The following is a 24,328-nucleotide window of genomic DNA, read 5'->3' on the forward strand; positions in this document are numbered from 1 at the left end:
CGTGAAGCTCCAAAAGCATCCCAAAAAGCAATCTTCAAATCCCAATTAGGATTAATACCACATTTACAACTCAAAACCTCAGGCATAAATAAAACACACACCTAATAACCAATAAAAAAAACCATTAAAAGATTTTTTAACACTACAAAAAAAATATATGAATACACAAATTATATAAACAAAGTGAGAGAGCATTTGAAAAGTAATATCCAAAAAATATTGATTAAAAAAAATGACCCTATGTCTTTTTTGTGAAATTCATCTCCAACCTAAAAGAGGTCGGAGTATTCTTTCACTAATTTGATAATAGGATTTGCAACTATGATGTTCTATACACAGGATTCCTCCTTTGAATTCATAACCATAACCCAGGCAATCCGTCTAATCGGTGCCGGCCTTGCCCTGATGCCTGCAACAACATGGACCCTGACCATGGTGTCCGACAGGGTGGAAAACGGAACTGCAGTAAACAATACCCTAAGACAGATTTTTGCAGCAATCGGATCATCAATCGTAGTCGTCATAGTCGCTGTTTGGCGGGAGGCGCCATAGACCACAATGCCGCTTCAGTTGTGGCATTCAACCAGACCTCATTGATTCTGCTTGCTTTGCATGTTGTCATGCTTATTTTGACTATCGTATATATTGACGATAAGGACAAAATCGAAAGTGCATAAAAAAATAGATGTAAAATTTGATGTCTAAACATCAATTTTACTGTTGATTAAGGAGTCATCGCCGGCTGAAATGATTTCACCATCCAAAACTTCGACAACTCTGTCTGCAAGTTTGGCCACATCCATATCATGAGTTACAATTATCAGTGTTACATTCTTATCTTCATGCAAATCGATTAGTTGCTTAAGGATTTTGCTACTTGTCTTCGAATCTAGTGATCCTGTGGGTTCATCCGCCAATATAATTGATGGATCATTTGCAAGTGCACGGGCAATGGCCACCCTCTGGCGCTCACCACCTGACAATTTATTCGGCTTCATGTCAGCCTTGTCCTTAAGACCCACATCATCAAGCAGTTTCAGTGCCCTTGACCTCATCTCATTTGATGACATCTTTTGTGTAAACATAGGAATTTCAATGTTTTCAACAACTGAAATGTTTGGAATAAGATTGTGCAGCTGGAAAATGAATCCTATGCTTTCGGCCCTGAACTCGTTCAGTTTCTTGGAGGATTTCAAATCCTGGCCTGCAACAGTTATGGAACCTGAATCCGGAACGTCAAGTGCACCCAGCATGTTCAGCAATGTTGACTTTCCCGAACCTGACGGCCCAATTATTGATACGAACTCACCCTCTGCGATTGTGAGGTTTATTCCGTTCAATGCCTTGATTTTTCCGTCCTCATAGCTTTTGTACAATCCGCTTATCTCTACAGCATTCATAATATCACCTCACTCATACCTCAATGCCTCTGTCGGCGGAAGCTTGACCGCCTTGATTGCAGGATATACTCCTCCGATGATTCCAACCGCAATGGCTATGGCAAATGCCTGGATGAATATCTTTGGAGTGAACAGCGGGTCGATTCCCATTTGAGGACCCAAGAAGGTGCATGCAGCAAATCCTATTAAAGAACCGATAATTGCTGAGACAATTGTGATGACCAATGATTCACCTACAATCATTCCAAGAATCCTTTTGTTTGACCATCCGACTGCCTTTAAAACACCAATTTCCCTTGTCCTTTCAAATACGCTCATAAGCATCGTATTGATTATTCCAAGACCGCCCACAACAATAGCCAGAAGTGAAATTGCCCAAGTTGATGCCTGAAGCATGTTGAGCATGTCGGCCATTTGACTCATCTCCATTACGGATGTGACTGTTGTTATGTCATCCCCGTACTTCGCATCGATTCTGTCGGCCACCTCCTGGGCATCGACACCTTTCTTGACCTTGACATAGATGTTTGAGATTGAATCCTCATCATCCATCAGCTCCCCAACCTTGGAGATTGATGTGAACACCCCTCCAGCCATGTTCGAGTCTCCTGTTTCATAGATTCCGACAACCTTAAATTCCTCGCCGTCGATTTTGATTTCATCTCCCACCTTATAGTCGTTGTCATCGGCATAGATTTCACCGAGAATGGCTTCGTTTTCTCCATCCTCCATAATCCTTCCCTCCTTCATGGAGATGTCCGCCAGTGACGTTCCTGCAGGATCTATACCGATAAGGATGTTCATGTAATCATCACCGACCGATGTCATGACAACATATATCGGATATGCTGAGTCTACGCCTTCAACCTTTGCAATCTTATCCGTCCATGAGGCATCTATGGTGTTTGTACCATAAGCCGAATCCCCGGTTTCCTTTCCCGAAATCTGAAAGTCGGCACCTCCCGCATGAATCGTGTCTTCAAAGGTATTTACCAAACCGTCTGTGATTCCACCAAGAGCGACAATGACAATGATGCCTATTGCAATGCCAACAATAGCCAGAATGGCACTGTTCTTTCTCCTGAATGGGTTTTTAAGAATGAATTTTAAAAATGACATAATACTAAATAGTAGTGTAATATATAAATAACTAATTATAGCATTAACTGAGATGCAAAAATAGGGTGATAAAATGCAAAAAGAGACACTTTTGGAAAATATCGATAAAATACACACAACTGAAATGGGCGTTGGGAGAATACAGAAAAATTTGCAAATCAGTGCAGAACCTGTAAGCTACTGCATTTCAAAATTAAAACAGGACAATTCAGTCGTTACAAAAGAAGGTAAAAACTATTATGTTGAAGTTGATGACTGCATAATAACCATCAATTCAAGTAGCTTTACAATAATAACTGCCCATAAAAGCTAATTTTAAAAAAAAGTAAAAAAAATAAGAGATTTAAAATCTCTTTAAATCTAATCATCCATGTCTTCAAATCTGGATTCTAATTTTTCCATTACACCAGGAAGTGAAGTGTATTCCATTTCTTCAGCAGGTAATCTGTGAGGTTCGAATGGACCGTGTCTTCTGATGTAAGTTGCGATTTTAGCAGCTTGTTCACGGGTTGGGTCGAATGCAGGGTCATCGAATAAGTCGACTGGTCCGATCAATTCACCGTTAGCCACTTGGAAACCTAATCCTACTACTCTAGGAGGTCCGTCGAATCTGATTGGGTTTGCTTCTGCTTCTGAAACCGGCATCATTGGACCGTTGTGGGATCCTCTCATCCATCCGCTTACCATGTGTGGGAATGCAAATGGATCTACACATTCACCGTTAGCAGGGAAACCAGATTGTGCTCTTACGATACATACTGGGTCGTCTTTACCGACGTATTCTCCAGCCATTAAGTTTAATCTTTCGGTACTTACTGCAGCTGCGATTTCACCGTTTTTCTTCCATACTCTTTTGATTACGTATCTTCCGGTGGAACCGATTAATGCAAGCAAGTCGTACATTTCTTCAGGACAGTTGAGAACAACTTTTCTGTGTTCGATTACGTCGAATACTTCAAATTTGAATCCATCGTGTAAGGATGGGTCGATTACAAGACCTGCAGTGTTGAATGGGTCTGCAAACATTCTGAATACTGGCAAGTTGAATGCACCAGGTTCGGTTTTGTCACAGCAGAACACTAAAACAGGGTCGGATGGCCTTTCTTCGAATTCAAATTCTGCTACACCAGGACCCATACCTTTGATGTTACCGGAGAAGGTATCGGATAACAGGTCTTGACCTGCACCGTATAATTTCAATTCACGTGCTCTTGCAGTAGCTTTCATGAATGCATCATATGCGGTTTTGTGAACTTCTTCGTTTTCTTCCCCTTTGTCGTGGGTCATGATTAAGTCTATGTCGTCTCCGCAACGGGAGATATAGTAATCTTTTATGATACCTGCTTCTAAAGCTTCGTTTAAAACTTCATCACAAATATCCATTAATTCTGGGTGTGCGACACAGTGTCCGGACACACTTCCGATATCAGCTTTAATTACACTAACTGTAGTTTTCATTTTAAATACCTCGATTAGTAAATTGATTATTTACTAGACATATATTATTTTTAACAAGTATACTATTTAATTATTGTTATCATGAGCCTGTCAAGAAGTTAATTTTTCAATTCTGTTTCAAATCAAACTGTTAATTTCCTAAAAAAATAATGCTGAAAAATCCATCCATCGTCAAAAAGAATTAGCTAAGATAAATTATTACTTGAATTTGCGGAAAACGGCAGAAGGAATGCACCTGGTGTTTTAAAAATAGGATAATTGAGTAGTCCCGAGCGGAGTCGAACCGCTATCTTTGGGTCCAGGGCCCAAAAGGATTGCCACTACCCCACGGGACTATACAATAATATTTAGTCTTTATCATATTTAAATTTAAAAAAATTATGAAATGAAAATATCAATCCAATCTTCTGATATTTTCAAAAGCCTTTTGGACTTCACTGTCCTGATCCATATCCTCGCAGGCCTTTTTAACGCGCTCCAAATCCGCACGTGTTTCAGGATATTTCGGTACGGCACTGCATCCTCCATCATCGATTTTGGAAATCTCAAATGTTCCGATATCCTTTGCAATTGAGGTAATCTCTTCCTTGTCAAGGCCTATCAGAGGAGACAGTATCGGCACATCAACACCATATCTTGTTGCAAGAATGTTTGATAATGTCTGTGAGGCAACCTGACCTACGCTGCTTCCGTCAACGATGGCGTCAGCCCCCAATTTTAAAGCCAATTTCTCCGCTATCCTATACATTCCTGACTTGCACAGGACACATGTCATTTTCTCGGGAGCCTTCTGTTTGGCAACGGTCAAGTACTCCCCATAGTCAATGACTCTCCTTTTGATTGGAGTGCCTTTGGCATAAATGTTGAGCTGGTCAACCAGGAGGTTGAAGTTTTCAGTAACTTTAGGACCTGAAAAGGGATCGTTGTTGCAGTGAAGCGCTATGACCTCACATCCCCTTTTCATCATCAAGTATGCGGCTACCGGTGAGTCTATACCGCTTGAAAGCAGAACAACAACTTTCCCCTGTGTTCCCAATGGGAGTCCGCCGGGACCTCTAATCTTTTCATGGAAAATGTAGGTGTCATCGTCCCTTACTTCTACGAATATTGTCAAATCAGGATTTGTCAAATCAACAGGTGCAAGAATCCTATCCCTTACAACCCCCCCGCAGTGGGCAGCCATTTCCTGTGAGGTGAAGTCATGCTTTCCGACACGGCGGCATTTGATTGCAAATTTTGTGTTCTCATCGAGAATGTTTTCCGCTATAAGCTCTTCAGCATATTTGCCCAATGTTTCATCAATGTCTTCGAAGGTTGTCTTTGTTGAAGTGGCCGGAGAGTATGAGACGACTCCGAATACCCTGTTGAGCTTTTCGATTCCCTCTTCAAAGTCTTTTGGGAAAATGTATATCCTTCCCTGGTTTCTGTCAACTTCACATTCGAATGTGGCCTTAATGTTTTTAACCAATTTTTTTTCAAAGCGTGACCTTATCTTTGGACTTTTGAGTCCTATTTCTCCATATCTTGCGATAATCAAATCATGATTCATTTAAACAACTCTACAAATTAATATTTACAAAAAACATATCTCCCTTCCATACTACTTTTTAAATCTGATTGTTAATAAAAGTATTTATCACCGGAGGATATCGAATAAATTTAATCTAACACTTATTCAAAAGCCACTCAGTGTCCTGATTTCCATAGGATATATTCTGCAGGCACCGGAGGGATTGAGGATTCCTTCAATGATTGTCAATGTAATAGCGATTATCGCAACATTGATTTCTGCATTATTCCTTAAGAAGTTTAAAAAAAATGATAATTTAAAATGCAGGAAAGGTTAATTATTTGAATATATTATCTAGAACCTGTTTGATGATTGAATTGAACTGGTGAATATGGGCATTGTCTTAAAAAAAAATAGAAAAAATAAGTAGATTGGTAAAATCTACTTAACTGTAATTTTTCCTTTTTTGGTTACTTTTTTGTAGTATGCATTGCCCTTGTAGGTTATTGTGTATTTTACCTTTGTTTTCTTGGTGAGTTTCTTGCCAAGCTTGAAGGTGACTACTCCTTTCTTGTTGGTTTTGGCAGTGATTGTCTTTTTGCCTTTGATTTTCTTACCGGACAATTTAAGAGTGACCTTAACCTTTTTCATGGCATTGTTTTTGCTGTTTTTCAAGGTGACCTTGATGTTTTTGGTCTTTTTGGACTTTTTGAACTTGTAGGTCTTTTTGGCCTTGAGGATCTTAACCGCTTCTTTATTAACAGTTATTTTAGCGGTTGCATTTGATCCAACATAATTGTTGTCTCCTGCAAATTTAACGATTACTGTTTTAACACCTGAGGATTTGAGCATTGATTTTGTTAGGCTGAATGTTGCAACACCATTAGCATCGCTTGTTGCCTTATACTCCTTGCCGTTTATAGTTAATGTAACAGTTTTGCCAGCAAGGACTTTGCCATTTTCATCCTTAATGGTTACAGAATATTTTCCACCGTAATTGATGACATATGTCTTTGCAGCAACAGTTACTGTTGTATTCAGTTTTAAAACACTGAAACTGACTACATCAAAACTGTTGGCATATTTGCTGCTTCCATTAAAGATTACTTTGAGGTTGTCGTAATCTCCAGCATCCAAATTAGGAATCTTGATTTTTGCAGTTCCGTTAACGACATTGGCACTGTAGGTTTTATTGTTGATTAAAATAAACACTGATCCTTCATCCAGATTCCTTGAGTCTTTTCTCACAATGACATATATTTCAACATCACTTCCGTATTTTACATCATTGACTAATGCAGTAATGTCGACATGAGCCGCTACGGTTAAATTTTCAGGAGATACATTTTCAAGGGTCACATTGGCATCATTTACAGTTGCAATTTCATTGCTGCCCTCTTCAGCAAAATTGTTGGCGAATGTGGAGTTTATGACTGTAAGGTTTTCAGCAGTAAAGATTGCGCCACCTGCATTTTCAGCACGATTTTTATTGAACTGAGATCCAATGACAGTTAAATTTAAATTGGAATATATTGCACCGCCATTAGCTGCAGTATTGGCTGTGAAATTGGAATTTGAAACAACAGCATCACCTTTATAACCATAGATTGCACTACCATTAACTGCAGAATTATTTGCAAAATCACAATCTGATATATTACCATTTTCTCCCCACCAGTAAACGGCACCACCATAAGTTGCACGGTTATTTGTGAAATTACAATCTGAAATCAAACCATCAGGATTATCAAACCAGAAGATGGCACCACCCCTGGTTGCACAATTATCTTCAAAGTTACAGTTAGAGATTTCACCATAATCTCCCCACCACTCAATGGCACCACAATCCTCATTAGCAGAGTTATTTGTGAAATTACAGTAGGAAACTACAGAATAATCACAACCAGCAAAGTCTATAGCACCGGAACTTCTACCGGCAGAGTTAGCGATAAAACTACAATCTGAAATATCGACTCCTTCACTAAGCTCACACATAATAGCTCCTCCAAACTGATCTGCAGAGTTATTTATGAACTTGGATCCTGAAATATAAAGATAATAGCCCTCATCATCATAAATGGCACCTGCCTCAGGAGCATGATTATTTATGAATGAACAATCTAAAACCTCACAATACTCAGCATCATCAAATTCAATGGCGCCACCAATCTCACCAGCAGAGTTATTCATGAAAAGACAGTTGGAAACAGTGCCGTCATTACCTTCCCAATCAACAGCACCTCCCCAATCAGCAGTATTGTTTATAAATGTACAGTCAGTAAGCAGACCGTAATTTCCCTTCCAAGAGATAGCGCCTCCGGAATATGAATCTCCATTGATGAAGGTAAGATTTTTAATTGTCACATTGTCTGAATTAACATAGAATATTTTAATTTGATTATTACCGTCCAATGTGAAACCTGCGCCGTCTATTGTAATATTATTCTTAATTTCAACACCCTTATCAAAGTCAACGTCAGTAAGCGGGTTATAGGTATAGTTCTTATCAAGTGTCAGTGTGCCGTTAGCATTGTCGATTAATTTCTGCAATGCTGAAAAGTCATCAGTGACATTCACAATATTGATTACAGCTGTTTGTATGGTTAAATTTGACAAGTAAGTATCTCCTATGGTCACAGGATATGATCCCAATTCATCTGAAGTGAAATTTCCTTCATAATACTGATACAAAGTACCATTATAAAGTACATAGTTGATTTTGGTATTGTTGACAAGCAAATCAAAGTCCTGAACCTGTATCATATTCTCATTGTCATCATAAAAACTTAAATAAATCTCTATAATATCATTCGAATGATAGTAGCGAGTCCTGTTGTTTAAAATGACACATGTAACGCTTGATGTGATATCTCCACCGTATGCTGAAAAGATTTGAGGCTTGAAATAGTTTACGTCATTGTTTGACAGGTATAACTTACTGCTTACACCATTATAAATGGCAATGCCCCTTTCTGAAACACTGTCTTCAAATATTGAGTTTAAAATCCTGGCGTTATAATGACTGAGGTGTACTCCACTGCAGTCATTGTCAATGAATTGACAGCCATCAACGATTAGAGTGTCATTTTCACTGTAACTTTCATAGAATAATGCTCCGCAATCTTCTGCACTGTTTGATTTGAAAACGGTATTGTGGACTGTAGCATTTGTACTTATGGATAATGCAGCAACGGATTTGTTTGCATAATTGCTGTCGAAGGTACAATTTTCAATTAAAGCATTACCCTCGAAAATTCCCACTGCACCGTAATCATACGCTCCGTTTCCAATGAATTCAGTGTTTATGATTTCAGTAGTTACAGATTCAACAGATACTGCTCCGCAATCATATGCCTCATTTGATGTGAATTTTGAATCAACAATGAATAATTCAGTACCATTGAAGTCAATAGCTCCTCCACAGGAATACTCGCCATCTGCAACATTATTTGTGAAATTACATGCACCAACAGTCAAATTACTGTCATTACATTGAATTGCTCCTCCCTGTGTGGCGTTGTTTGCTGTGAAGTTAGAATTGGAAATCACAACATCACATTCACCACAATAGACGGCTCCACCATAGATTGCACCATTATCTGCAAAATTACAGTCAGAGACCTTACCATTATACCTATCCCAGTAAATGGCACCACCGAAATATGCATTATTATCTGCAAAGTTACAGTTATCGATTTTAACATTGTCTGAATCCACGAAAATAGCACCACCATCACTCTTAGCGGAGTTATTTGTGAAATTACAGTATGAAACTTGAGAATCATCACATCCGGTAAGGTCTAAAGCGCCGGAACCTCTGCCGGCAGAATGATTGGTAAAACTACAATCGAAAATATTGACATTATAACAATTTTCACACACAACGGCTCCGCCGTAATAATCAGCAGAGTTATTTATGAACTTAGAACCTGAAACATTAAGATGAATACTGTCATCACCATAAATGGCACCACCATATTTAGCGCGATTATTAATGAATAAACAATCTAAAATTTCACAATCTCTAGCATTATCAAATTCAATGGCACCTCCTGAACCATCAACAAGGTTATTCATGAAAATACAGTTAGAAACAGTACCGTTATGGCCTGACCATTCAACAGCACCACCATCATCTGCAATATTGTTTATGAAAGTACAGTCAGCAAGCAAACCATTATTACCAAACCAGTTGACAGCGCCTCCGGCATATGAAGCTCCATTGACAAAAGTAATATTTTTAATTGTTGCGTTGTCTGATACAATAATGAACATTCTCATCTGCTTACCATCCAATGTGAATCCTGCACCATCTAGTGTAATATTCTTAGAAACCCCTACTCCAAAAATATAAAGATCTGTAAGCGGGTTGTAGGTGTAGTTTTTATCAAGTGTCAATGTGGCGTTAGCGTTGTCGATTAATTTCTGCAATGTTGAAAAGTCATCAGTGACATTCACAATATTGATTTCAGCAGTTTTTACAGTTAAATTTGATAAATATGTATCTGCTATGGTTACCGGATATGATCCCACTTCATTTGAAGTGAAATTAGCTTCATAATCATGGTAGATGCTCTTCTTATTAATTTCATAGTCAGTTTTGGTATTGTTGATAAGCAAATCAAAGTCCTGAACCTGTATCATATTCTCATTGTCATCATAGAAATAAAAGAAAACTGTTACGGTTTCATTTAGATGATAGTAGCGAGTATCATTGTTTAAAATTTCAACTGTAACACCTGATGTGATGTCTCCACCGTATGCTGTAAAGATTTGAGGCTTTAATGTGTTTACGTCATTGTTTGACAAGTACAACTTATTGATTGCGCCGTTATAAATGGCAATTCCATCTTCTGAAAGGCTGTTTTTGAATCTTGAGTTTAAAATCTTGGCATTATAATGGGAAAGGTATACTGCGCAGCAGTCATTATCAATGAACTGGCACTGATCGATGATTAACTCTTCATCGGAATTGTAACTTTCATAGAACAATACTCCGGTTCTATTTGCACGGTTTTCATTGAAACGGGTATTGTTGACTGTAACGTTTGCATGCAATGATAATGCCGCAGCGGACATGTTTGCATAATTGCCGTTGAATTCACAATTGTCAATGAGAGCATCACCACTGAAAACACCCAATGCACCGTAGTCATATGCTCCGTTTTCACTGAATTCCGTGTTTCTGATTTCAGCTCTCACAGATTCGGCAGAGACTGCTCCACAGTTATATGCTTCATTTGATATGAATTTTGAATCGGCAATCAATAAATCATTACCTTCAAAGAAGATAGCTCCACCCATGGAACTGGTTCCATTACCCACATTATTTGAGAAATTACATCCTATGATTGTCAAATTACCGTTTTCAAAGCATATTGCCGCACCTAAACTTGCATTACCATTAATGAAGTTAATGTTTTTCAAGGTAACTGTTGCATTGGCAATATTGAATATTCTTGATTGACCGTTACCGTCAATGGTATATCCTTTTCCGTCGACAGTAATATCCTTAGTTATGTTTATTCCATCCCTATAATCCAAATCCACATCCGGATTATAAGTATAATTTTTAGTTAATTCCAAAGTTGTTGTTGCACTAGTGACGTTATCATTCAACTGTTTGAAATCACCAGCACCAACAGATTCTTCAGTCAGTATGTCCTGCGTGACTGTGTCACTGTCTTCTGCCGCAACATCGTCAGTCTGATTGGCATCAACTGCACTGACTGCAGTCAAGCTGACCAATACAAACATTATCAAAGCGGCTAAAATTATTTTTCGCTTAATAATATTATCTCCTATAAAATCTATACATTTAAAATTTTGTTAAAAATATTATATAAAAATATGTTCGAAAGATTGAATATTAACAACTTTTTACTATTTTTAACAAAAAATATTAAAGAAGCATCGATTAATGATGGTTTCGGCAAGTGTTTATCTCATAGACTTTAACTATCCAATATTTAATATGCTAAACTGGACATATTAACAAAAATAGTGTAGAAATTCCTGAAAAAAAGAAGCCAGAGAATTCTTGCACAATAAAGTAAAATATTCTAAAATAACATGAGGAAAAGGTCAACAAATGAAAACAGTCAGAGATAATCCAAAAACAAGAGCAATTAGATAATTATACTGGAAAAAATTAAAAAAAGAAAGGATAAAAATTATCCTTTGATTAAATCAACTGCGGTCTGAATGGCTTCATCCATCTTGTCCGCATTTTTACCTGCGCCCTGCGCAAGTGTCAGACGGCCACCTCCGCCACCGCCTAAAACTCCTGCAGCGGTTTTGATGATTTCATTGATTTTGACTCCGTTATCGATTGCAGTCTGTGAAGCCGCACCAACGATCTTGCCGTCACTGTTACCCATAATGACCACATCGGCCTTGCCGTTGTCAGTAAAGTCGGTAACCATTTTCTGAAGCTCCTTGAAGTCCGCTTCGATAAGCTGATGGACGACTTTCAGACCATTGATTTCATCGTATTCATCAGCCAAAGAGTTCATCTTTAAGCTTGCAATCTCTGATTTTAAGCGGTCGATTTCATTCTTCTGCGCTTTCCATTCTGAAAAGAAACGGTCACAGGTTTTTGGCAGCTGGTCGTTTTCGACCTTGAATATGCCTGAACTTTCACGCAGAAGCTCACTGTCGTGCTGCATTGAATCGATTGCCGCAAGGCCTGCTGAAAAGTCAATCCTTTCGACACCGTCCTGAACCCTTTCTGTCTTGTTGATTTTAATCGGTCCGACAACACCTGTCCTCATGACATGTGTTCCCGCACAGGCCTGAACGTCAACTCCCGGAACTTTCACAACACGAATCATCTTGCCCGGAACGATACCTCCCTGATAGAGAACAAATCCATAGAGTTCCTGAGCCTCGTCACGGGTGTGGAACTGGATGTCCAGGTCGATGTTTGCCATTACATATTCGTTGGCCAATTTTTCGATTTCGTTAAGCTCGTCCTGTGTGATACGCTTGTAGTGTGAAAGGTCGATACGTGCCCTTGTAAGGTCATTCTGTGATCCTGCCTGCCAGATATGCTGGCCTAAAACCTTACGTGCGGCAGCAATGACCAGGTGAGTTCCTGTGTGGTGGCGTGCAAGGGTGATTCTTCTCTCCCAGTCAAGTTTTCCTTCAACTTTTTTGCCTACAACATCATCTGTGATGTCCCCATCTACATGATGCAATACTACATTGTCAACCTTTTCGGCATAATACATTTTAAATGAATTTCCGTCGATGGAAACTTCACCAATGTCTGAAGGTTGGCCTCCTCCTTCAGGGTAGAATACTGTTTTATCGAAGATGAGACATTTGTCCCCATCCTTTTCAACCAAACCCAAAACTTCGGCCTCGAACTCTTTCTGGTAGAAATCTTTATAGAACAGCAAATCGGTTTCAGGGAAATCCACCTTGAATGTGGACTTCTTGTTGGTAGTATCCTTTTCATGTGCTCCTGCAACCTGTGTGAAGAAGTTATCCGGAACATTGACTGTAAAGTCATCTCCTGCCATTTCAACAACGGTTTCCGGAGGAATTCCATGAGCGTCATATAAGTCGATGAGCATTTCAAGAGGCATTTCTGACTTGCCCTCTTTTTTAAGCCTTTTGATTGACCTTCTGACGATGCTTTTACCTTTCTTGACGGTGGCCGCATACCTTTCCTCCTCCAATTTAATGATATTCATGATATGTTCTTCTGAATCGCGAATTTCAGGGTAGAACTTGGAGAGGAAGTCCAATTGAATTGCCATGACGTCCGCAAGGGATTCCTTCATGTCGAGATCCTTCATGAATCTTATGGTTCTTCTTAAAACCAGCCTTGCAAGATAACCTTCCTTGACGTTGGACGGAATGATGCCGTCTGCAATCATGAAAGCCAAACATCTGGTATGGTCTGCAATGATGTAGATTGCCTCCATAGGTTCGGCAGCTTTCAGATATTCATCCAAAGAGAGATTCAAGCTGTCTGCAACCTGCTGTCTTAGCTCTTTCAAGTCCCCGATATCCTCAATGTCCATCATACCTGCAATCTGGGCGTTTCTTCCCTGGATGTCCTCGTTTATTTCAACACCTGTCAGTTCCTTAAGCTTGTCAACGACAGGCGCAAAGCATGCGTCGTATGCAGTTGGGGTTCCCTGTGAAATCCATGCGATACGTTCAAGCCCGTAACCGGTATCCACAACCTTGATTGGAATTTCCTTTTTGGATCCGTCTTCAAGGGTTTCGTATTGGATGAACACCAATGTTGCAAGCTCCACTCCACGGCAGCATACCTCATAGCATGGCCCTTCGTTACCTCCACCGCTCCACCAGGATTTGATGAAAGTGATCTCTTCGGTGTTGATTCCGATGTGCTCGAAGAATTTGTGGCACAATTCGATTGTGCGGTCTTCCCAGTAGATGAAGTCATCTTCCTTGTTGATGACAGTGTGTGTTCCCATTGTAAAGCAGGTCATGTGACGGCCGGTTCTTCCGACATTGTCAACATCGTTGAGCCTGATTGAAGGCTGAGCCATTTCAATAGGGTTTGCAGGTGGCTTTACAAGGCCTGATGTAATCCAAGGCTGGAAACAGAAAATGGAAGCTCCAACCAGGAATACGTCATCTCTCCATCTTTTGGCAAGCACAGGATATCTGTGGACATGAGTGTGCCCTTCACTTTCTAAAAATTCTCTAAAAACTTTCTGGATTTCATATAAGTTGTATGGCTTATCGGTTGCAGGATTTGCAATAAACTCATACTCATCACATGGAGCGTCTCCGCAAGTGTCTCTATCGACTTGGGAGTAAAACTCCTGTCCGCAAGTTTTACATGTTTGTTTTTTATAACCAAGTTCGTCAAAAATTTCTACCATATGAATCAGTCTTAATTATTCATTAGTATAAACTATGATTTTTTACAAATAAATAATTAATGAAAATTCAATGAAAAAATAAGCGCAAGTAAAAAATGTCTAAAAAATAGTTCAAAAAAAGTCGTGATTCTAAAAAAAAGAAAATAAAAAAGAAAGGTGATAGATTTAAAAAATCTATCCGAAGAGAGCACCTAATCCAGCTGCTGCTTCTTCTTCAGAAGCTTCTTCTTCTTCCTCTTCTTCTTCCTCTTCTTCTTCAACAGCTTCAGCTGCTGCAGGTGCAGCTGCTGGTGCTGCTGCTGCCATAGCAGTAGTTTCCATAGCTTCGTCGATGTCTACATCTTCTAAAGCTGCGATTAATGCTTTGATTCTAGCATCGTCAGCATCAATTCCTGCTGCTTCAATAATACTTTTAACATTTTCTTCGTTAATATCTTTTTCTGCACTGTGCAAAATCATTGCCGCATATATATATTCCATGTTATTTATTTATTTTAAAGTGTTAGTTTTTTATAATAATAAAAATTTTAAATCAATTTAACCGAAGAGAGCTCCTAACCCAGCTGCTGCTTCTTCTTCGCTACTTTCTTCTTCTTCCTCTTCTTCCTCTTCTTCTTCAACAACTTCCTCTACTACTGGAGCAGCTGCTACAGCAACATTAGAAAGTTTTTCAGCTAATTCGTCATCAATAGCACCAGGTGCGTCAGCAACTTCGGATGCTAATGCTAACATTTTAGCTTGTGCTAAACCGATGATCGGTTCTGAAGTTTCAGAAGTCATTATTGCTGCTTCTACACCAACGTTAATAGCTCTGGTGTATGCAAGAGTAATGATAGTGGAAATAGTTTCATCAGTAGGAATAGCTGCGTTTACAGATAAGTTGAATGCATTTCTGAATGCGTTTTGTACGTCAGCTAATGTTTGTTCTTCATCGATTGCGAGTAAATCAGAAGTGTAAACAGACCCTTCTTCGTATACTGCTTTTAAATCAATCCCTACTTCCATAGGATTAATATCCATTCTTGATAATGTTGCTGCAACTTGTTTGGATACTTCTTCACCAGCTGCCACTACAACGGTTTCTTTTTGAACGCATATTTTTCCTTTGTCGATTTTAGCAGGAATTCCGACTTGTTGTAATTCACCTAAGAATGGACCTGGTTCAAATCCGGTGTCCCCTTCAGGCACAATAATATCTTCAGGAGCAATGGTTCCTGGTTTAGCAGGAGCTGAAGTTTTGCTGTCTTCTAATATTTTGTACAATTTGAAAGGATTCATTTCAGTTGCGACAAGTGCAACTTGACCATCCATATGTTCAGACAAATCAACAATGTTGGTTTTTTCAGCATTGCAATCTTCAAAAGCTAAGTCAATAAGGTTTTTCTTGGACATTCTGATAACAGCTTTGCCGTTGAGAGATTTTCTCATTTCCTGGAGCTGTTTAGCAGGAATGTTCATTAAGTCGACAATACCGATAACGTCGTATTCGCCGATGATACCTTTTAGCTCTTTAACTTCTTCCTTTTTCCATTCAGCAACATGAGCCATTAGATCACCCTCACTACTGGTCCCATAGTTGTTTTAATAAACATGGACTTTATTTGACTTCACTGTAAGAACAGTTTCCACATTTTCAGCTATATCCTCGTCTGACATGTTTTGGCTTCCAACAACAACCTGAATACTAGCTTGTGTTTTTAAGCCAACTTTAACAGTGTTCTGTAATCTTTCTAAAAGAGGATCTAATTTGATACTTGCAGGCACAGGTTTTGGCATTTTTCCACGAGGACCTAAAACTGGACCGAGGAATCTACCAACGAGTGGCATCATATCAGCTTGAGCTATGAGGAAATCAACAGAGTTAGCCATTTTTTTGGCGGATTTCCTGTCTTTTCCAAACTCTTCTAAATCCTGTTTGTTGATTACAGTGTCAAGACCAGCATCTTTAGCTTGAACAATGAGTTCCCCATCAGCAATGACTCCGATTTTAACATCTTTGCCACGGCCGTTAGGAAGAGTAACTTCCTCATTAAACCTATTTTCTGGCTTGTTGACATCTAAGTCACGGATATTAATAATAATATCTACGGACTCAGTGAAGTTTCTCGGCTTTGATTGTTCTTTAGCCTCCTTCACCGCGTTAACTACATCTTGTGTCATTAATTCATCCCCCATGAACATTTTCTGTTCATTGGATTTTTTTCGGTTTCATGAGATCGATTACAAGAAAAAAATTCTTAAACGATTGCATGAATTAAAAACAGTATATCAATTATAATTAAATTATAACATCATATACACTGTATTTATTAACTTAATTTAAATTTTAAAGGACAATATTTATTCTGTTAAAATATCGTCGTATACTCCAGCATCAACATCTTTTTGTGCTTCTCTTGGGTCTTTACCATCAACAGATAATCCCATACTAACACAGGTTCCCATGACTTCTTTGACACCAGCTTTGTAATCGTTTGCGAGTAATGAATCGAATTTCATTCTAGCGATTTTTAAAGCGGTTTCAATAGGTACATCATTGACGATGTCTAAACCTGGTTCATGAGAAGCTTTTTCGATGCCTAATTCTTCCATGATGAGTGCAGTGGTTGGAGGGGTACCAATCTCGATTTCGAATTCTTTGGTATCTCTATCAACACTGATGATTACAGGCACTTTCATTCCTGCAAAGTCAGCACTTTTTTTGTTGATTTCTTCAACAACTTGCATCATGTTAATACCGAGAGGTCCTAAAGCAGGTCCTAATGGTGGGCCTGGAGTAGCTGTTCCACCTTCGATAAGAACTTCGACTGTATCTTTAGCCATCAGTCAGCCTCCTTTTGAATTATTCTAATTTGATCAGCTTTAACAGTAACCGGAATAGGTACTGCCGCTTCTATTAACTCAAGAACGACTTCTTCACGTGATTCATCAATACGAACCACTTTTGCTCTTTCACCTTTAAACGGACCAGAAATAAGTTCGACAATACTTCCTTTTTGGATAGAGGAAATAATAGGTTCTGGCTTTAAGAATCTTTTCACTTCTTCAAAGGTAATACCAACACTACCTTCTACAACCCCTCTTAAATGTTGTACCTTTAAGTCAGGGTTTCTCAGATCTATCTTTGTTGAAGATTCAACCAAAATATATCCTTTTAAAGATTCTGGAACAAGAATTGCAGAAATGCCAACGCCATCAATGGTTCTAGCCTTACGGGCTAAGAGCCTTGCGACATTTCTTTCTTGACCAGCTGAGGTCTTAAGAGCATATATGGAACTGTTAGTATCTTCCATGAAAAATTCACCTATTTTTTAAATTTTTGCTTGTTAATAAAATCATACATTAAGTTAAAAATATTATAAAAGCCATAATTTTCAGAAAAAAAATGTCTGAAAAATAAGTTTCTATAATAGTAATAAATATGGTAACTTATAGTATATAAAACTTTTCAAAAAACAATATATTTTGAGAAAAAATTATGCAACAAAAAAAATTAAATGAATCAAAAAAATAAAATGTATTGGTTTTATAAACCAATAATGTGACCTAAACAGACGATAATATAACCTATACCACCGACTACAACAACTCCAAGAGCTGAAATTTTAGCCAAATCGAAATATTCGGCCTTATCAGGTTTTCTTGATACTTTTAATACTCTTTTTGCATCTTTCATAAATTTGTTAAAACTTTCTTGCACATTCATTTGAATACCCGAATTATAAAATTGATAATCATAAAAATATAGTAATAAATACTATGTAATTTATCCATTAATAAAGCTTTGTATTTTTATAAAAAATAAAAAAGATAGAATTAGAAGATTCCATCAATGAAATCGTCTAATTGATCGTTGTTTGATTCAGATTCAGGTTCTTCTTCAGCATATTCAATATCTGGTGAATCATTTGAAGAAGAATCGGATTTAATGCCTGAAACGACCACAGTGGTTCTAACAACATTTTGGAGACTTTCATCAATTTGAGTACCCCAAATGATATTTGCTTCAGGATCCAATTTATCTGCAACAACCTGAACAATCTTTTCAGCTTCATGTAATGTTAAATCAGAACTTCCTGATATGTTAACTAAAGCACCGGTAGCATTGGAAATATCGATGTCCAATAATGGGCTGCTTAATGCTTCATGTACAGATTCTAATGCTCTGTCGCCAGAATCGGATTCTCCCATACCAATCATAGCCATTCCGGAACCGCTCATAATGCTTCTGATATCAGCAAAGTCCAGACTTACGAGACCTTTCTTGGTAATGAGTTCTGTGATTCCCTTAACGGCTCTGCCCAATATTTCATCAGACACCATGAATGCTTTGTTTAAAGGTAAGTTTGGTGCAACTTCCAATAACTTATCGTTAGGGATTATAATTACAGTGTCAGCAGCTTCATGAAGTTTTTCTAAACCCTGTTCCGCATTTTCTCTTCTTTTGATACCTTCAGCAGAAAATGGCAAGGTAGCTACAGCAACGGTTAATGCACCTAATTTTTTAGCAATCTTTGCAATGATTGGTGCTGAACCTGTTCCGGTTCCCCCACCAAGACCGCATGTGACAAATACCATGTCTGCGCCTTCCAATTCATCTCTGATTTCATCTTCACTTTCTTCAGCGCATTCTTCACCTACAGATGGTTCTCCGCCTGCACCTAATCCTTTTGAAGTTTGTCTTCCTAAAAGGATTTTTTTGGCAGACTGACTGTAAAATAAATCTTGAGCATCAGTATTTACTGCAATTGTTGTTGCCCCTTCGATACCCATTTCATTTAATCTTGAAATGGTGTTGTTTCCTGCTCCTCCGGCACCAACAACATAAATATTAGTTTTAACACCTTTCATTATACCAATAAGCTCTTCATCTATGTCAGAAGAGATATTATCAGGTGTATTTTCTTCCATTCTTTGTTCGGATTCTTTGATTGCATCATCTATAAATTTCACAACTTAACCCCACATACTCTGCTATTTAAAATAATTGTTAAATATTTCTATTTTTACTAATATTTAAATGCAACTCATTGTTATATAAATATGAAAAAATTTTCCAAAAACCAAAAGAATTGTTTAATCTTTTGGCATTGCTATAATTTCATGAAACTTCAAATCGAAAAGGTTTTTGGCATTGACCGGTGTCAAGATAACTGCAGTGTCAACACCGTGACCCCTGCCACCGATTGCTATAATCTTTTCGCCAACGGGAATCAGTCCCGCATCTGCTGCCATAATTGAAATTTCCGCTGAAACCTTAATACCATGGCAGAACATTCTCAGGGTGTCTGCCACAATGTCAAGAGGTGAAAATCCGCCGTACTTATTTGTGACTCCTCTTGCAGCTCCGCTGAATGCATGTGCTCCGATGTATGTTTTGATTCCAACATCCTCAAGCTTTTTAATCATTTCGTCGGATATGTCCGCAACATTATCTTCCTTGAATCCCATGTGATGAGTCACATTGATGATTTCAATATCCTCATCATCAAGAGCGCCGTATAATTTTAGTGCGGACTCCCCGGTTGATGAGGCAATCAATATTCTTTTAATGTCGCCGGAAGAATCCAGTTTATCTCTAACTGCTTTGATTAAGTCATCTGTATAGTCATTTCCTTGCTCTTCGAAATATGTGATAAATTTTCTTTCCATATTTATACCTCTTTTGAATAGATAATTATTTAAAACTCTATCATATTATATATTTAATATCAATTTTTAATAAAGATTTTTATGGAAACTTCGGAACTTGAAAATATAAAACATGTGAAAAATGGAGATTATATCGTAATTCCCATAGAAACCGGTTATATCAAACCGAATGACAATCTGGACTGCATAATCCAACCGGCAAGGGAACTGATGGAAGATGATGACTATCTTGTTATTGCAGAAACTCCAATTTCCGTTTCACAGAACCGTCTGGTAGACGAATCCAAATACAGCCCGTCACTGACGGCAAAATTCCTGACCGTCGTGTGGAGCAAGTATCTGTGGGGCTATGTTTTGGGACCTGCCCTGGGAATCAAAAAAAGAACAATCAAAAACCTGAGGAAGCTTCCAAAAGAAACAGAAGCCCATAAAGAAGTGGTCCTTCAGTTGTATGGCCTAAAGCATGCACTCAAACCGGCTTCCGAAGCAGGAATTGACCTGAGCAATGCTCCAGGAACATTCGTTTCGCTTCTTCCTGAAAATCCCGAAAGGGTTGCATGCGACATCAAAAAGGAAATCGGCAAGGACGTGTGCGTGATGATTATCGATACCGATGCAACCTACATGAAAAACGGGAAATATTTCACAGGCCTTCCGATAGCCATAGACGGCATCGACGCCGACAACGGATTTTTCGGATACCTCAAGGGACAGCTTTCGGAAAATATGGGATCAACACCCCTTGGCTGCAGCGAAGAGATTGATGTTGAAACAGGCCTTAAAATCGCCAACATCGCTGAAGACTACCAGAAATCACTGTCCACTGAAATGAAAACAATCCATAGCGTTAAGGAGGTTCTAGGTTCCGAAATCAATGAGGTTACCATCGAGGACCTTGATTCCATTACCCACACCCCTGCAGTCATCATCAGAAAAATTTAATTCGGGATGAAAATAATTAGTAAGAAAGTTTTATATTAATGGGAAACATAAATATTTAATTAATATAAATTATAACGGATTTGATTTTGTGAATATAGATGGTATTGCCAAATATAGAAATTACCTATTGCCCATGATGGATTGCATTTCAATCGTTCTGGGTTATTATCTTGTATCAGTGCTGATTACGGATTCATTTCTAATGCAGCCTACAAGTGCAATAACAAGAAATGAAATCATAATAAGCATTGTCCTAGCCATAATTGTTTTTCAAGTAATATTCAGACTATCCAAAAGATATACAAACATCATCCGTTATGAAAACAATCAGGATTACATATTATACATCGTTCTTTCACTGATATCCTCACTTGTAGTGTCACTGATTGAAGATCTGTTTTTGGGAATGAAAAATCCATCAATCAAGCTTAACCTGATAACTGGATTAGTCATTGGAATAATCATGATTTCATATCGCCTGATAATCCGCTATGTCCTTCTGTCTGACGTTGCGCACAAGGGAATCAAGCCAACTTCCAAAAACCAGAAAAGGCTTCTGATAATCGGAGGAGGATATTCCGCCAACGACATAATCAAAACCATAAACTCCACCCTAAAGGGCCAGTACGACATTATCGGTATCATAGATGACAACAAGAAGCGTATCGGATATTCTGTTGCGGGAGTTAGAATAATCGGAGACAGAAACGACATCATAAGGATTTGTAATGCAAACGATGTTGACGAGATATTCTTTTCAATTGTGAATATCGACAACAAGAACAAGAAGGAAATCCTTGAACTGTGCAACAAGACCGGCGCTAAGGTGAAGGTCCTTCCAAGCCTGACCGAACTGATAACAGAGGAAAACCTCTACCACAGCCTCAGGGATGTTGGAATTGAAGACCTGCTTGGAAGGGACCCTATTGAGCTTGACAACCAGAACATCAAAAACCTGATTCAGGGAAAAGTCGTTCTGGTAACCGGTGCGGGAGGATCAATCGGTTCAGAGCTCACAAGACAGATAATGATTCACAATCCAAAGCAGCTTCTGATTCTGGACAACTATGAAAACAGCCTGTATGACATTGAGCTGGAACTGAAAACCAATCATCCGAACAATGACATACGTGCAATCGTTGCAAACATCCGTGAAAAGGAAAGGCTGGATGCAATATTTGAGAAGTACACACCGGAAATCATATTTCATGCAGCTGCGCATAAGCATGTGCCGCTGATGGAGAACAACCCTACAGAGGCAATCAAGAATAATGTGTTCGGAACATACAATCTTGTAAACTGTTCTGATGAGTATAACGCTAAGAGATTTATCCTGATTTCCACAGACAAGGCAGTAAATCCGACAAACATCATGGGAGCCACCAAAAGGCTATGCGAAATGATAATCCAGGCCAAGGACAAAAAAAGTGATACCGAATATGTGGCTGTTCGTTTCGGAAACGTTCTGGGCAGCAACGGATCCGTTGTTCCGCTATTCAAAAAGCAGATGGCCCATGGTGGACCACTGACCGTAACCCACAAGGAGATTACCAGATTTTTCATGACAATACCTGAAGCTGTAGCATTGGTCCTGCAGGCAATCACCTATGCAGAAGGCGGAGAAATATTCGTTCTGGACATGGGAGAGCCTGTCAAGATTTATGATCTGGCAAAAAGTCTTATTGAACTATCCGGATATACCCTTGGAGAGGATATGGAAATTGAAATTACAGGAATGAGACCTGGAGAAAAGCTTTACGAAGAGCTTCTGATGGATGAAGAAAACCTTGAAGAAACTAAGCATGAAAAGATATTCATAACCGAACCTATGGATTTGACCATGGATGATGTCGAAGAGAAGCTTGACATGTTTAGGGAAATCATAAATAATGAGAATACCTCCAAAGAGGAAATTAAAGAAACTATGAAAAAATGCGTTCCTACATATAAGGAACCTGAAGAAGTTAATGGAGAATAGACAATGAATATACCTTTTTCACCCCCGGACATTACAGATGTAGAAATAGAGGAAGTAATAGCCGCACTTAAATCAGGCTGGATTACAACCGGACCGAAAACAAAGGAATTCGAACGGCAAATCACAGAGTACTGCGGCAGCGCAAAAACAGTTTGCCTAAGCGCAGCAACCACCGCTTTGGAAATGACCCTGCGAGTATTGGGCATTGGAAAGGGCGATGAGGTAATCGTGCCTGCATATACCTATACCGCTTCCTGCAGCGTAATCTGCCATGTCGGAGCGACACCTGTAATGATTGACAGCCAAACAGACCGGGAAGAAATGGATTATTCAAAAATGGCCGAAGCAATAACCGAAAAGACAAAGGCAATCATCCCCGTGGACATTGCGGGCATCCTATGTGACTACGACAAAATATTTGAAGTGATTGAGGACAAAAAAGATTTGTTCTCACCATCCAATGAGATTCAGGAAGCATTCAACAGAATCATCGTTGTGGCTGACTCAGCCCACGGTTTCGGTGCCGTCCAGAATAATAAAAAATCCGGAACATTTGCCGACTTTACCTGCTTTTCATTCCATGCGGTCAAAAACCTGACCACAGCAGAGGGAGGAGCGGTAACCTGGAAGTCACATGAGGGCATTGACGATGAAAAACTCTATAAGGATTATCAGATTTATTCACTTCACGGTCAGACAAAAGACGCATTGGAAAAAACCCAGAAAGGATCATGGGAATATGATATCCTGATTCCGGCCTACAAGTGCAACATGACAGACATTCAGGCAGGAATAGGTCTTGGCCAGCTGAAAAGATATGACTCACTTTTAAAAAGAAGACATGAAATCATTGAAAAATACGAAAGTGCATTCAAAGACACACAAGTCATTGTCCCCAAGCATACCGGCGAAGACCACATCTCATCAGGCCACCTGTACCTTGCAAGGCTTGAGGGCATAGGCCTGGAAGAGAGAAATGAAATAATCATAAAAATGGAGGAACGTGGCATAAGCACCAACGTCCATTACAAGCCGCTTCCGCTTTTGACAGCATACAGGAATTTGGGATTCGACATTAAGGATTATCCTAATGCATATCATTTGTTTGAAAATGAAATAAGTCTACCGATTTATTCAACCTTAAGCGATGATGAAGTGGACTATATTGCCAAAAACTTACTTGAAATATTAAAAGAATATTGAACCGCTCCAGCTTGTAGAAGCTGGAGATTCTTAGGCCATACCTGGTGAGTCGACAAAACATTTCCATTCATATTTATAAATGAATTTGTTTTCACCGTTAGGCATGAAATCTACTAAGCATAGCACCATTGAACCAGTGGCGCGTAGACCTTCGTCTAAAATGTTTTTTGCAGCATTTACATCTCTTTGATGTACT

19 protein-coding genes, 1 tRNA gene and 1 pseudogene are annotated in these 24,328 nt (G+C 38.8%); 6 read left to right on the forward strand and 15 right to left on the reverse strand.

Annotation, left to right across the window (positions count from 1 at the left end; all coding sequences use genetic code 11):
• Positions 1-321: 321 nt before the first annotated feature.
• Together QZ138_RS09440 and QZ138_RS09445 are read left to right on the forward strand one after the other, a co-directional pair.
• Positions 322-552: a hypothetical protein gene (locus QZ138_RS09440; protein WP_292888797.1), complete on the forward strand. Its 231-nt coding sequence runs from the start codon at positions 322-324 to the stop codon at positions 550-552.
• Positions 534-677: a hypothetical protein gene (locus QZ138_RS09445; RefSeq protein ID WP_292888798.1), complete on the forward strand. Its 144-nt coding sequence runs from the start codon at positions 534-536 to the stop codon at positions 675-677. The genes QZ138_RS09440 and QZ138_RS09445 overlap by 19 nt, the downstream gene beginning before the upstream one ends.
• A gap of 24 nt (positions 678-701) precedes the next feature.
• On the opposite strand, the gene QZ138_RS09450 is transcribed toward QZ138_RS09445, so the two are convergent.
• Both QZ138_RS09450 and QZ138_RS09455 read right to left on the reverse strand, forming a co-directional pair.
• On the reverse strand, positions 702-1,400 hold the full coding sequence (locus tag QZ138_RS09450; RefSeq protein WP_292603030.1) for an ABC transporter ATP-binding protein: 699 nt from the start codon (positions 1,398-1,400) through the stop codon (positions 702-704).
• A 9-nt stretch (positions 1,401-1,409) separates the two neighbouring features.
• On the reverse strand, positions 1,410-2,519 hold the full coding sequence (locus QZ138_RS09455; RefSeq protein ID WP_292888799.1) for an ABC transporter permease: 1,110 nt from the start codon (positions 2,517-2,519) through the stop codon (positions 1,410-1,412).
• 73 nt (positions 2,520-2,592) lie between these two features.
• On the opposite strand from QZ138_RS09455, the gene QZ138_RS09460 reads away from it, so the two are divergent.
• Positions 2,593-2,832 carry a DUF3781 domain-containing protein gene (locus QZ138_RS09460; RefSeq protein ID WP_292888800.1) on the forward strand — a complete coding sequence of 80 codons (240 nt, stop codon included), beginning with the start codon at positions 2,593-2,595 and terminating at the stop codon, positions 2,830-2,832.
• A 47-nt stretch (positions 2,833-2,879) separates the two neighbouring features.
• On the opposite strand, the gene fbp is transcribed toward QZ138_RS09460, so the two are convergent.
• The 13 genes and pseudogenes from fbp to QZ138_RS09525 form a co-directional block, all read right to left on the reverse strand.
• The gene (gene fbp, locus QZ138_RS09465) at positions 2,880-3,977 is read right to left on the reverse strand and encodes a fructose-1,6-bisphosphate aldolase/phosphatase (protein ID WP_292888801.1); all 1,098 of its coding nucleotides are present in this window, start codon (positions 3,975-3,977) and stop codon (positions 2,880-2,882) included.
• A gap of 263 nt (positions 3,978-4,240) precedes the next feature.
• Positions 4,241-4,312, reverse strand: a tRNA-Gln gene (locus tag QZ138_RS09470).
• A gap of 59 nt (positions 4,313-4,371) precedes the next feature.
• Entirely contained in the window at positions 4,372-5,526 is a 1,155-nt protein-coding gene (thiI, locus tag QZ138_RS09475; protein ID WP_292888802.1) for a tRNA uracil 4-sulfurtransferase ThiI, read from the reverse strand.
• A gap of 402 nt (positions 5,527-5,928) precedes the next feature.
• Positions 5,929-11,244, reverse strand: coding sequence for a right-handed parallel beta-helix repeat-containing protein (locus tag QZ138_RS09480; protein ID WP_292888810.1), 5,316 nt, complete (start codon positions 11,242-11,244; stop codon positions 5,929-5,931).
• Between the two features lie 416 nt (positions 11,245-11,660).
• Positions 11,661-14,357 (reverse strand): alanine--tRNA ligase, encoded by a 2,697-nt coding sequence (gene alaS / locus QZ138_RS09485; RefSeq protein WP_292888803.1) that lies wholly within the window; start codon positions 14,355-14,357, stop codon positions 11,661-11,663.
• A 174-nt stretch (positions 14,358-14,531) separates the two neighbouring features.
• A complete protein-coding gene (gene rpl12p / locus QZ138_RS09490) occupies positions 14,532-14,837 on the reverse strand; it encodes a 50S ribosomal protein P1 (protein ID WP_292600726.1) in 306 nt (101 codons plus the stop codon).
• A gap of 57 nt (positions 14,838-14,894) precedes the next feature.
• Entirely contained in the window at positions 14,895-15,905 is a 1,011-nt protein-coding gene (locus tag QZ138_RS09495) for a 50S ribosomal protein L10 (RefSeq protein WP_292888804.1), read from the reverse strand.
• Positions 15,905-16,517: pseudogene (locus QZ138_RS09500) on the reverse strand (50S ribosomal protein L1). Before QZ138_RS09500 ends, QZ138_RS09495 begins: the two are co-directional and overlap by 1 nt.
• 180 nt (positions 16,518-16,697) lie before the next feature.
• Complete coding sequence (locus tag QZ138_RS09505; protein ID WP_292600720.1) at positions 16,698-17,180, reverse strand: 50S ribosomal protein L11; 483 nt, start codon at positions 17,178-17,180, stop codon at positions 16,698-16,700.
• Positions 17,180-17,650, reverse strand: a complete 471-nt coding sequence (locus QZ138_RS09510) for a transcription elongation factor Spt5 (protein WP_292600718.1) — start codon at positions 17,648-17,650, stop codon at positions 17,180-17,182. Before QZ138_RS09510 ends, QZ138_RS09505 begins: the two co-directional genes overlap by 1 nt.
• A gap of 233 nt (positions 17,651-17,883) precedes the next feature.
• A complete protein-coding gene (locus QZ138_RS09515; protein WP_292888805.1) occupies positions 17,884-18,063 on the reverse strand; it encodes a protein translocase SEC61 complex subunit gamma in 180 nt (59 codons plus the stop codon).
• A 110-nt stretch (positions 18,064-18,173) separates the two neighbouring features.
• On the reverse strand, positions 18,174-19,310 hold the full coding sequence (ftsZ, locus tag QZ138_RS09520; RefSeq protein WP_292600714.1) for a cell division protein FtsZ: 1,137 nt from the start codon (positions 19,308-19,310) through the stop codon (positions 18,174-18,176).
• A gap of 123 nt (positions 19,311-19,433) precedes the next feature.
• Positions 19,434-20,009 (reverse strand): pyruvate kinase alpha/beta domain-containing protein, encoded by a 576-nt coding sequence (locus QZ138_RS09525; RefSeq protein WP_292888806.1) that lies wholly within the window; start codon positions 20,007-20,009, stop codon positions 19,434-19,436.
• An 81-nt stretch (positions 20,010-20,090) separates the two neighbouring features.
• Here QZ138_RS09525 and QZ138_RS09530 point away from each other — a divergent pair, with 81 nt between their 5' ends.
• The 3 genes from QZ138_RS09530 (at position 20,091) to QZ138_RS09540 (ending at position 24,132) form a co-directional block, all read left to right on the forward strand.
• A complete protein-coding gene (locus QZ138_RS09530; protein WP_292888807.1) occupies positions 20,091-20,951 on the forward strand; it encodes a coenzyme F420-0:L-glutamate ligase in 861 nt (286 codons plus the stop codon).
• 133 nt (positions 20,952-21,084) lie between these two features.
• Positions 21,085-22,929, forward strand: coding sequence for a nucleoside-diphosphate sugar epimerase/dehydratase (locus QZ138_RS09535; RefSeq protein WP_292888808.1), 1,845 nt, complete (start codon positions 21,085-21,087; stop codon positions 22,927-22,929).
• A 3-nt stretch (positions 22,930-22,932) separates the two neighbouring features.
• On the forward strand, positions 22,933-24,132 hold the full coding sequence (locus tag QZ138_RS09540; protein WP_292888809.1) for a DegT/DnrJ/EryC1/StrS aminotransferase family protein: 1,200 nt from the start codon (positions 22,933-22,935) through the stop codon (positions 24,130-24,132).
• Positions 24,133-24,328 lie beyond the last annotated feature (196 nt).

The organism is Methanobrevibacter sp. UBA212 (assembly GCF_905233225.1).
Lineage (GTDB): Archaea > Methanobacteriota > Methanobacteria > Methanobacteriales > Methanobacteriaceae > Methanocatella.

Excerpts from the sequence above, each read along its gene's own strand:
- QZ138_RS09440 (WP_292888797.1), top strand. The coding sequence starts at position 322 with ATGATGTTCTATACACAGGATTCCTCCTTTGAATTCATAACCATAACC.
- QZ138_RS09450 (WP_292603030.1), bottom strand. The coding sequence starts at position 1,400 with ATGAATGCTGTAGAGATAAGCGGATTGTACAAAAGCTATGAGGACGGA.
- QZ138_RS09455 (WP_292888799.1), bottom strand. The coding sequence starts at position 2,519 with ATGTCATTTTTAAAATTCATTCTTAAAAACCCATTCAGGAGAAAGAAC.
- QZ138_RS09460 (WP_292888800.1), top strand. The coding sequence starts at position 2,593 with ATGCAAAAAGAGACACTTTTGGAAAATATCGATAAAATACACACAACT.
- fbp (WP_292888801.1), bottom strand. The coding sequence starts at position 3,977 with ATGAAAACTACAGTTAGTGTAATTAAAGCTGATATCGGAAGTGTGTCC.
- thiI (WP_292888802.1), bottom strand. The coding sequence starts at position 5,526 with ATGAATCATGATTTGATTATCGCAAGATATGGAGAAATAGGACTCAAA.
- QZ138_RS09480 (WP_292888810.1), bottom strand. The coding sequence starts at position 11,244 with ATGTTTGTATTGGTCAGCTTGACTGCAGTCAGTGCAGTTGATGCCAAT.
- alaS (WP_292888803.1), bottom strand. The coding sequence starts at position 14,357 with ATGGTAGAAATTTTTGACGAACTTGGTTATAAAAAACAAACATGTAAA.
- rpl12p (WP_292600726.1), bottom strand. The coding sequence starts at position 14,837 with ATGGAATATATATATGCGGCAATGATTTTGCACAGTGCAGAAAAAGAT.
- QZ138_RS09495 (WP_292888804.1), bottom strand. The coding sequence starts at position 15,905 with ATGGCTCATGTTGCTGAATGGAAAAAGGAAGAAGTTAAAGAGCTAAAA.
- QZ138_RS09505 (WP_292600720.1), bottom strand. The coding sequence starts at position 17,180 with ATGGCTAAAGATACAGTCGAAGTTCTTATCGAAGGTGGAACAGCTACT.
- QZ138_RS09510 (WP_292600718.1), bottom strand. The coding sequence starts at position 17,650 with ATGGAAGATACTAACAGTTCCATATATGCTCTTAAGACCTCAGCTGGT.
- QZ138_RS09515 (WP_292888805.1), bottom strand. The coding sequence starts at position 18,063 with ATGAATGTGCAAGAAAGTTTTAACAAATTTATGAAAGATGCAAAAAGA.
- QZ138_RS09525 (WP_292888806.1), bottom strand. The coding sequence starts at position 20,009 with ATGGAAAGAAAATTTATCACATATTTCGAAGAGCAAGGAAATGACTAT.
- QZ138_RS09530 (WP_292888807.1), top strand. The coding sequence starts at position 20,091 with ATGGAAACTTCGGAACTTGAAAATATAAAACATGTGAAAAATGGAGAT.
- QZ138_RS09535 (WP_292888808.1), top strand. The coding sequence starts at position 21,085 with ATGATGGATTGCATTTCAATCGTTCTGGGTTATTATCTTGTATCAGTG.
- QZ138_RS09540 (WP_292888809.1), top strand. The coding sequence starts at position 22,933 with ATGAATATACCTTTTTCACCCCCGGACATTACAGATGTAGAAATAGAG.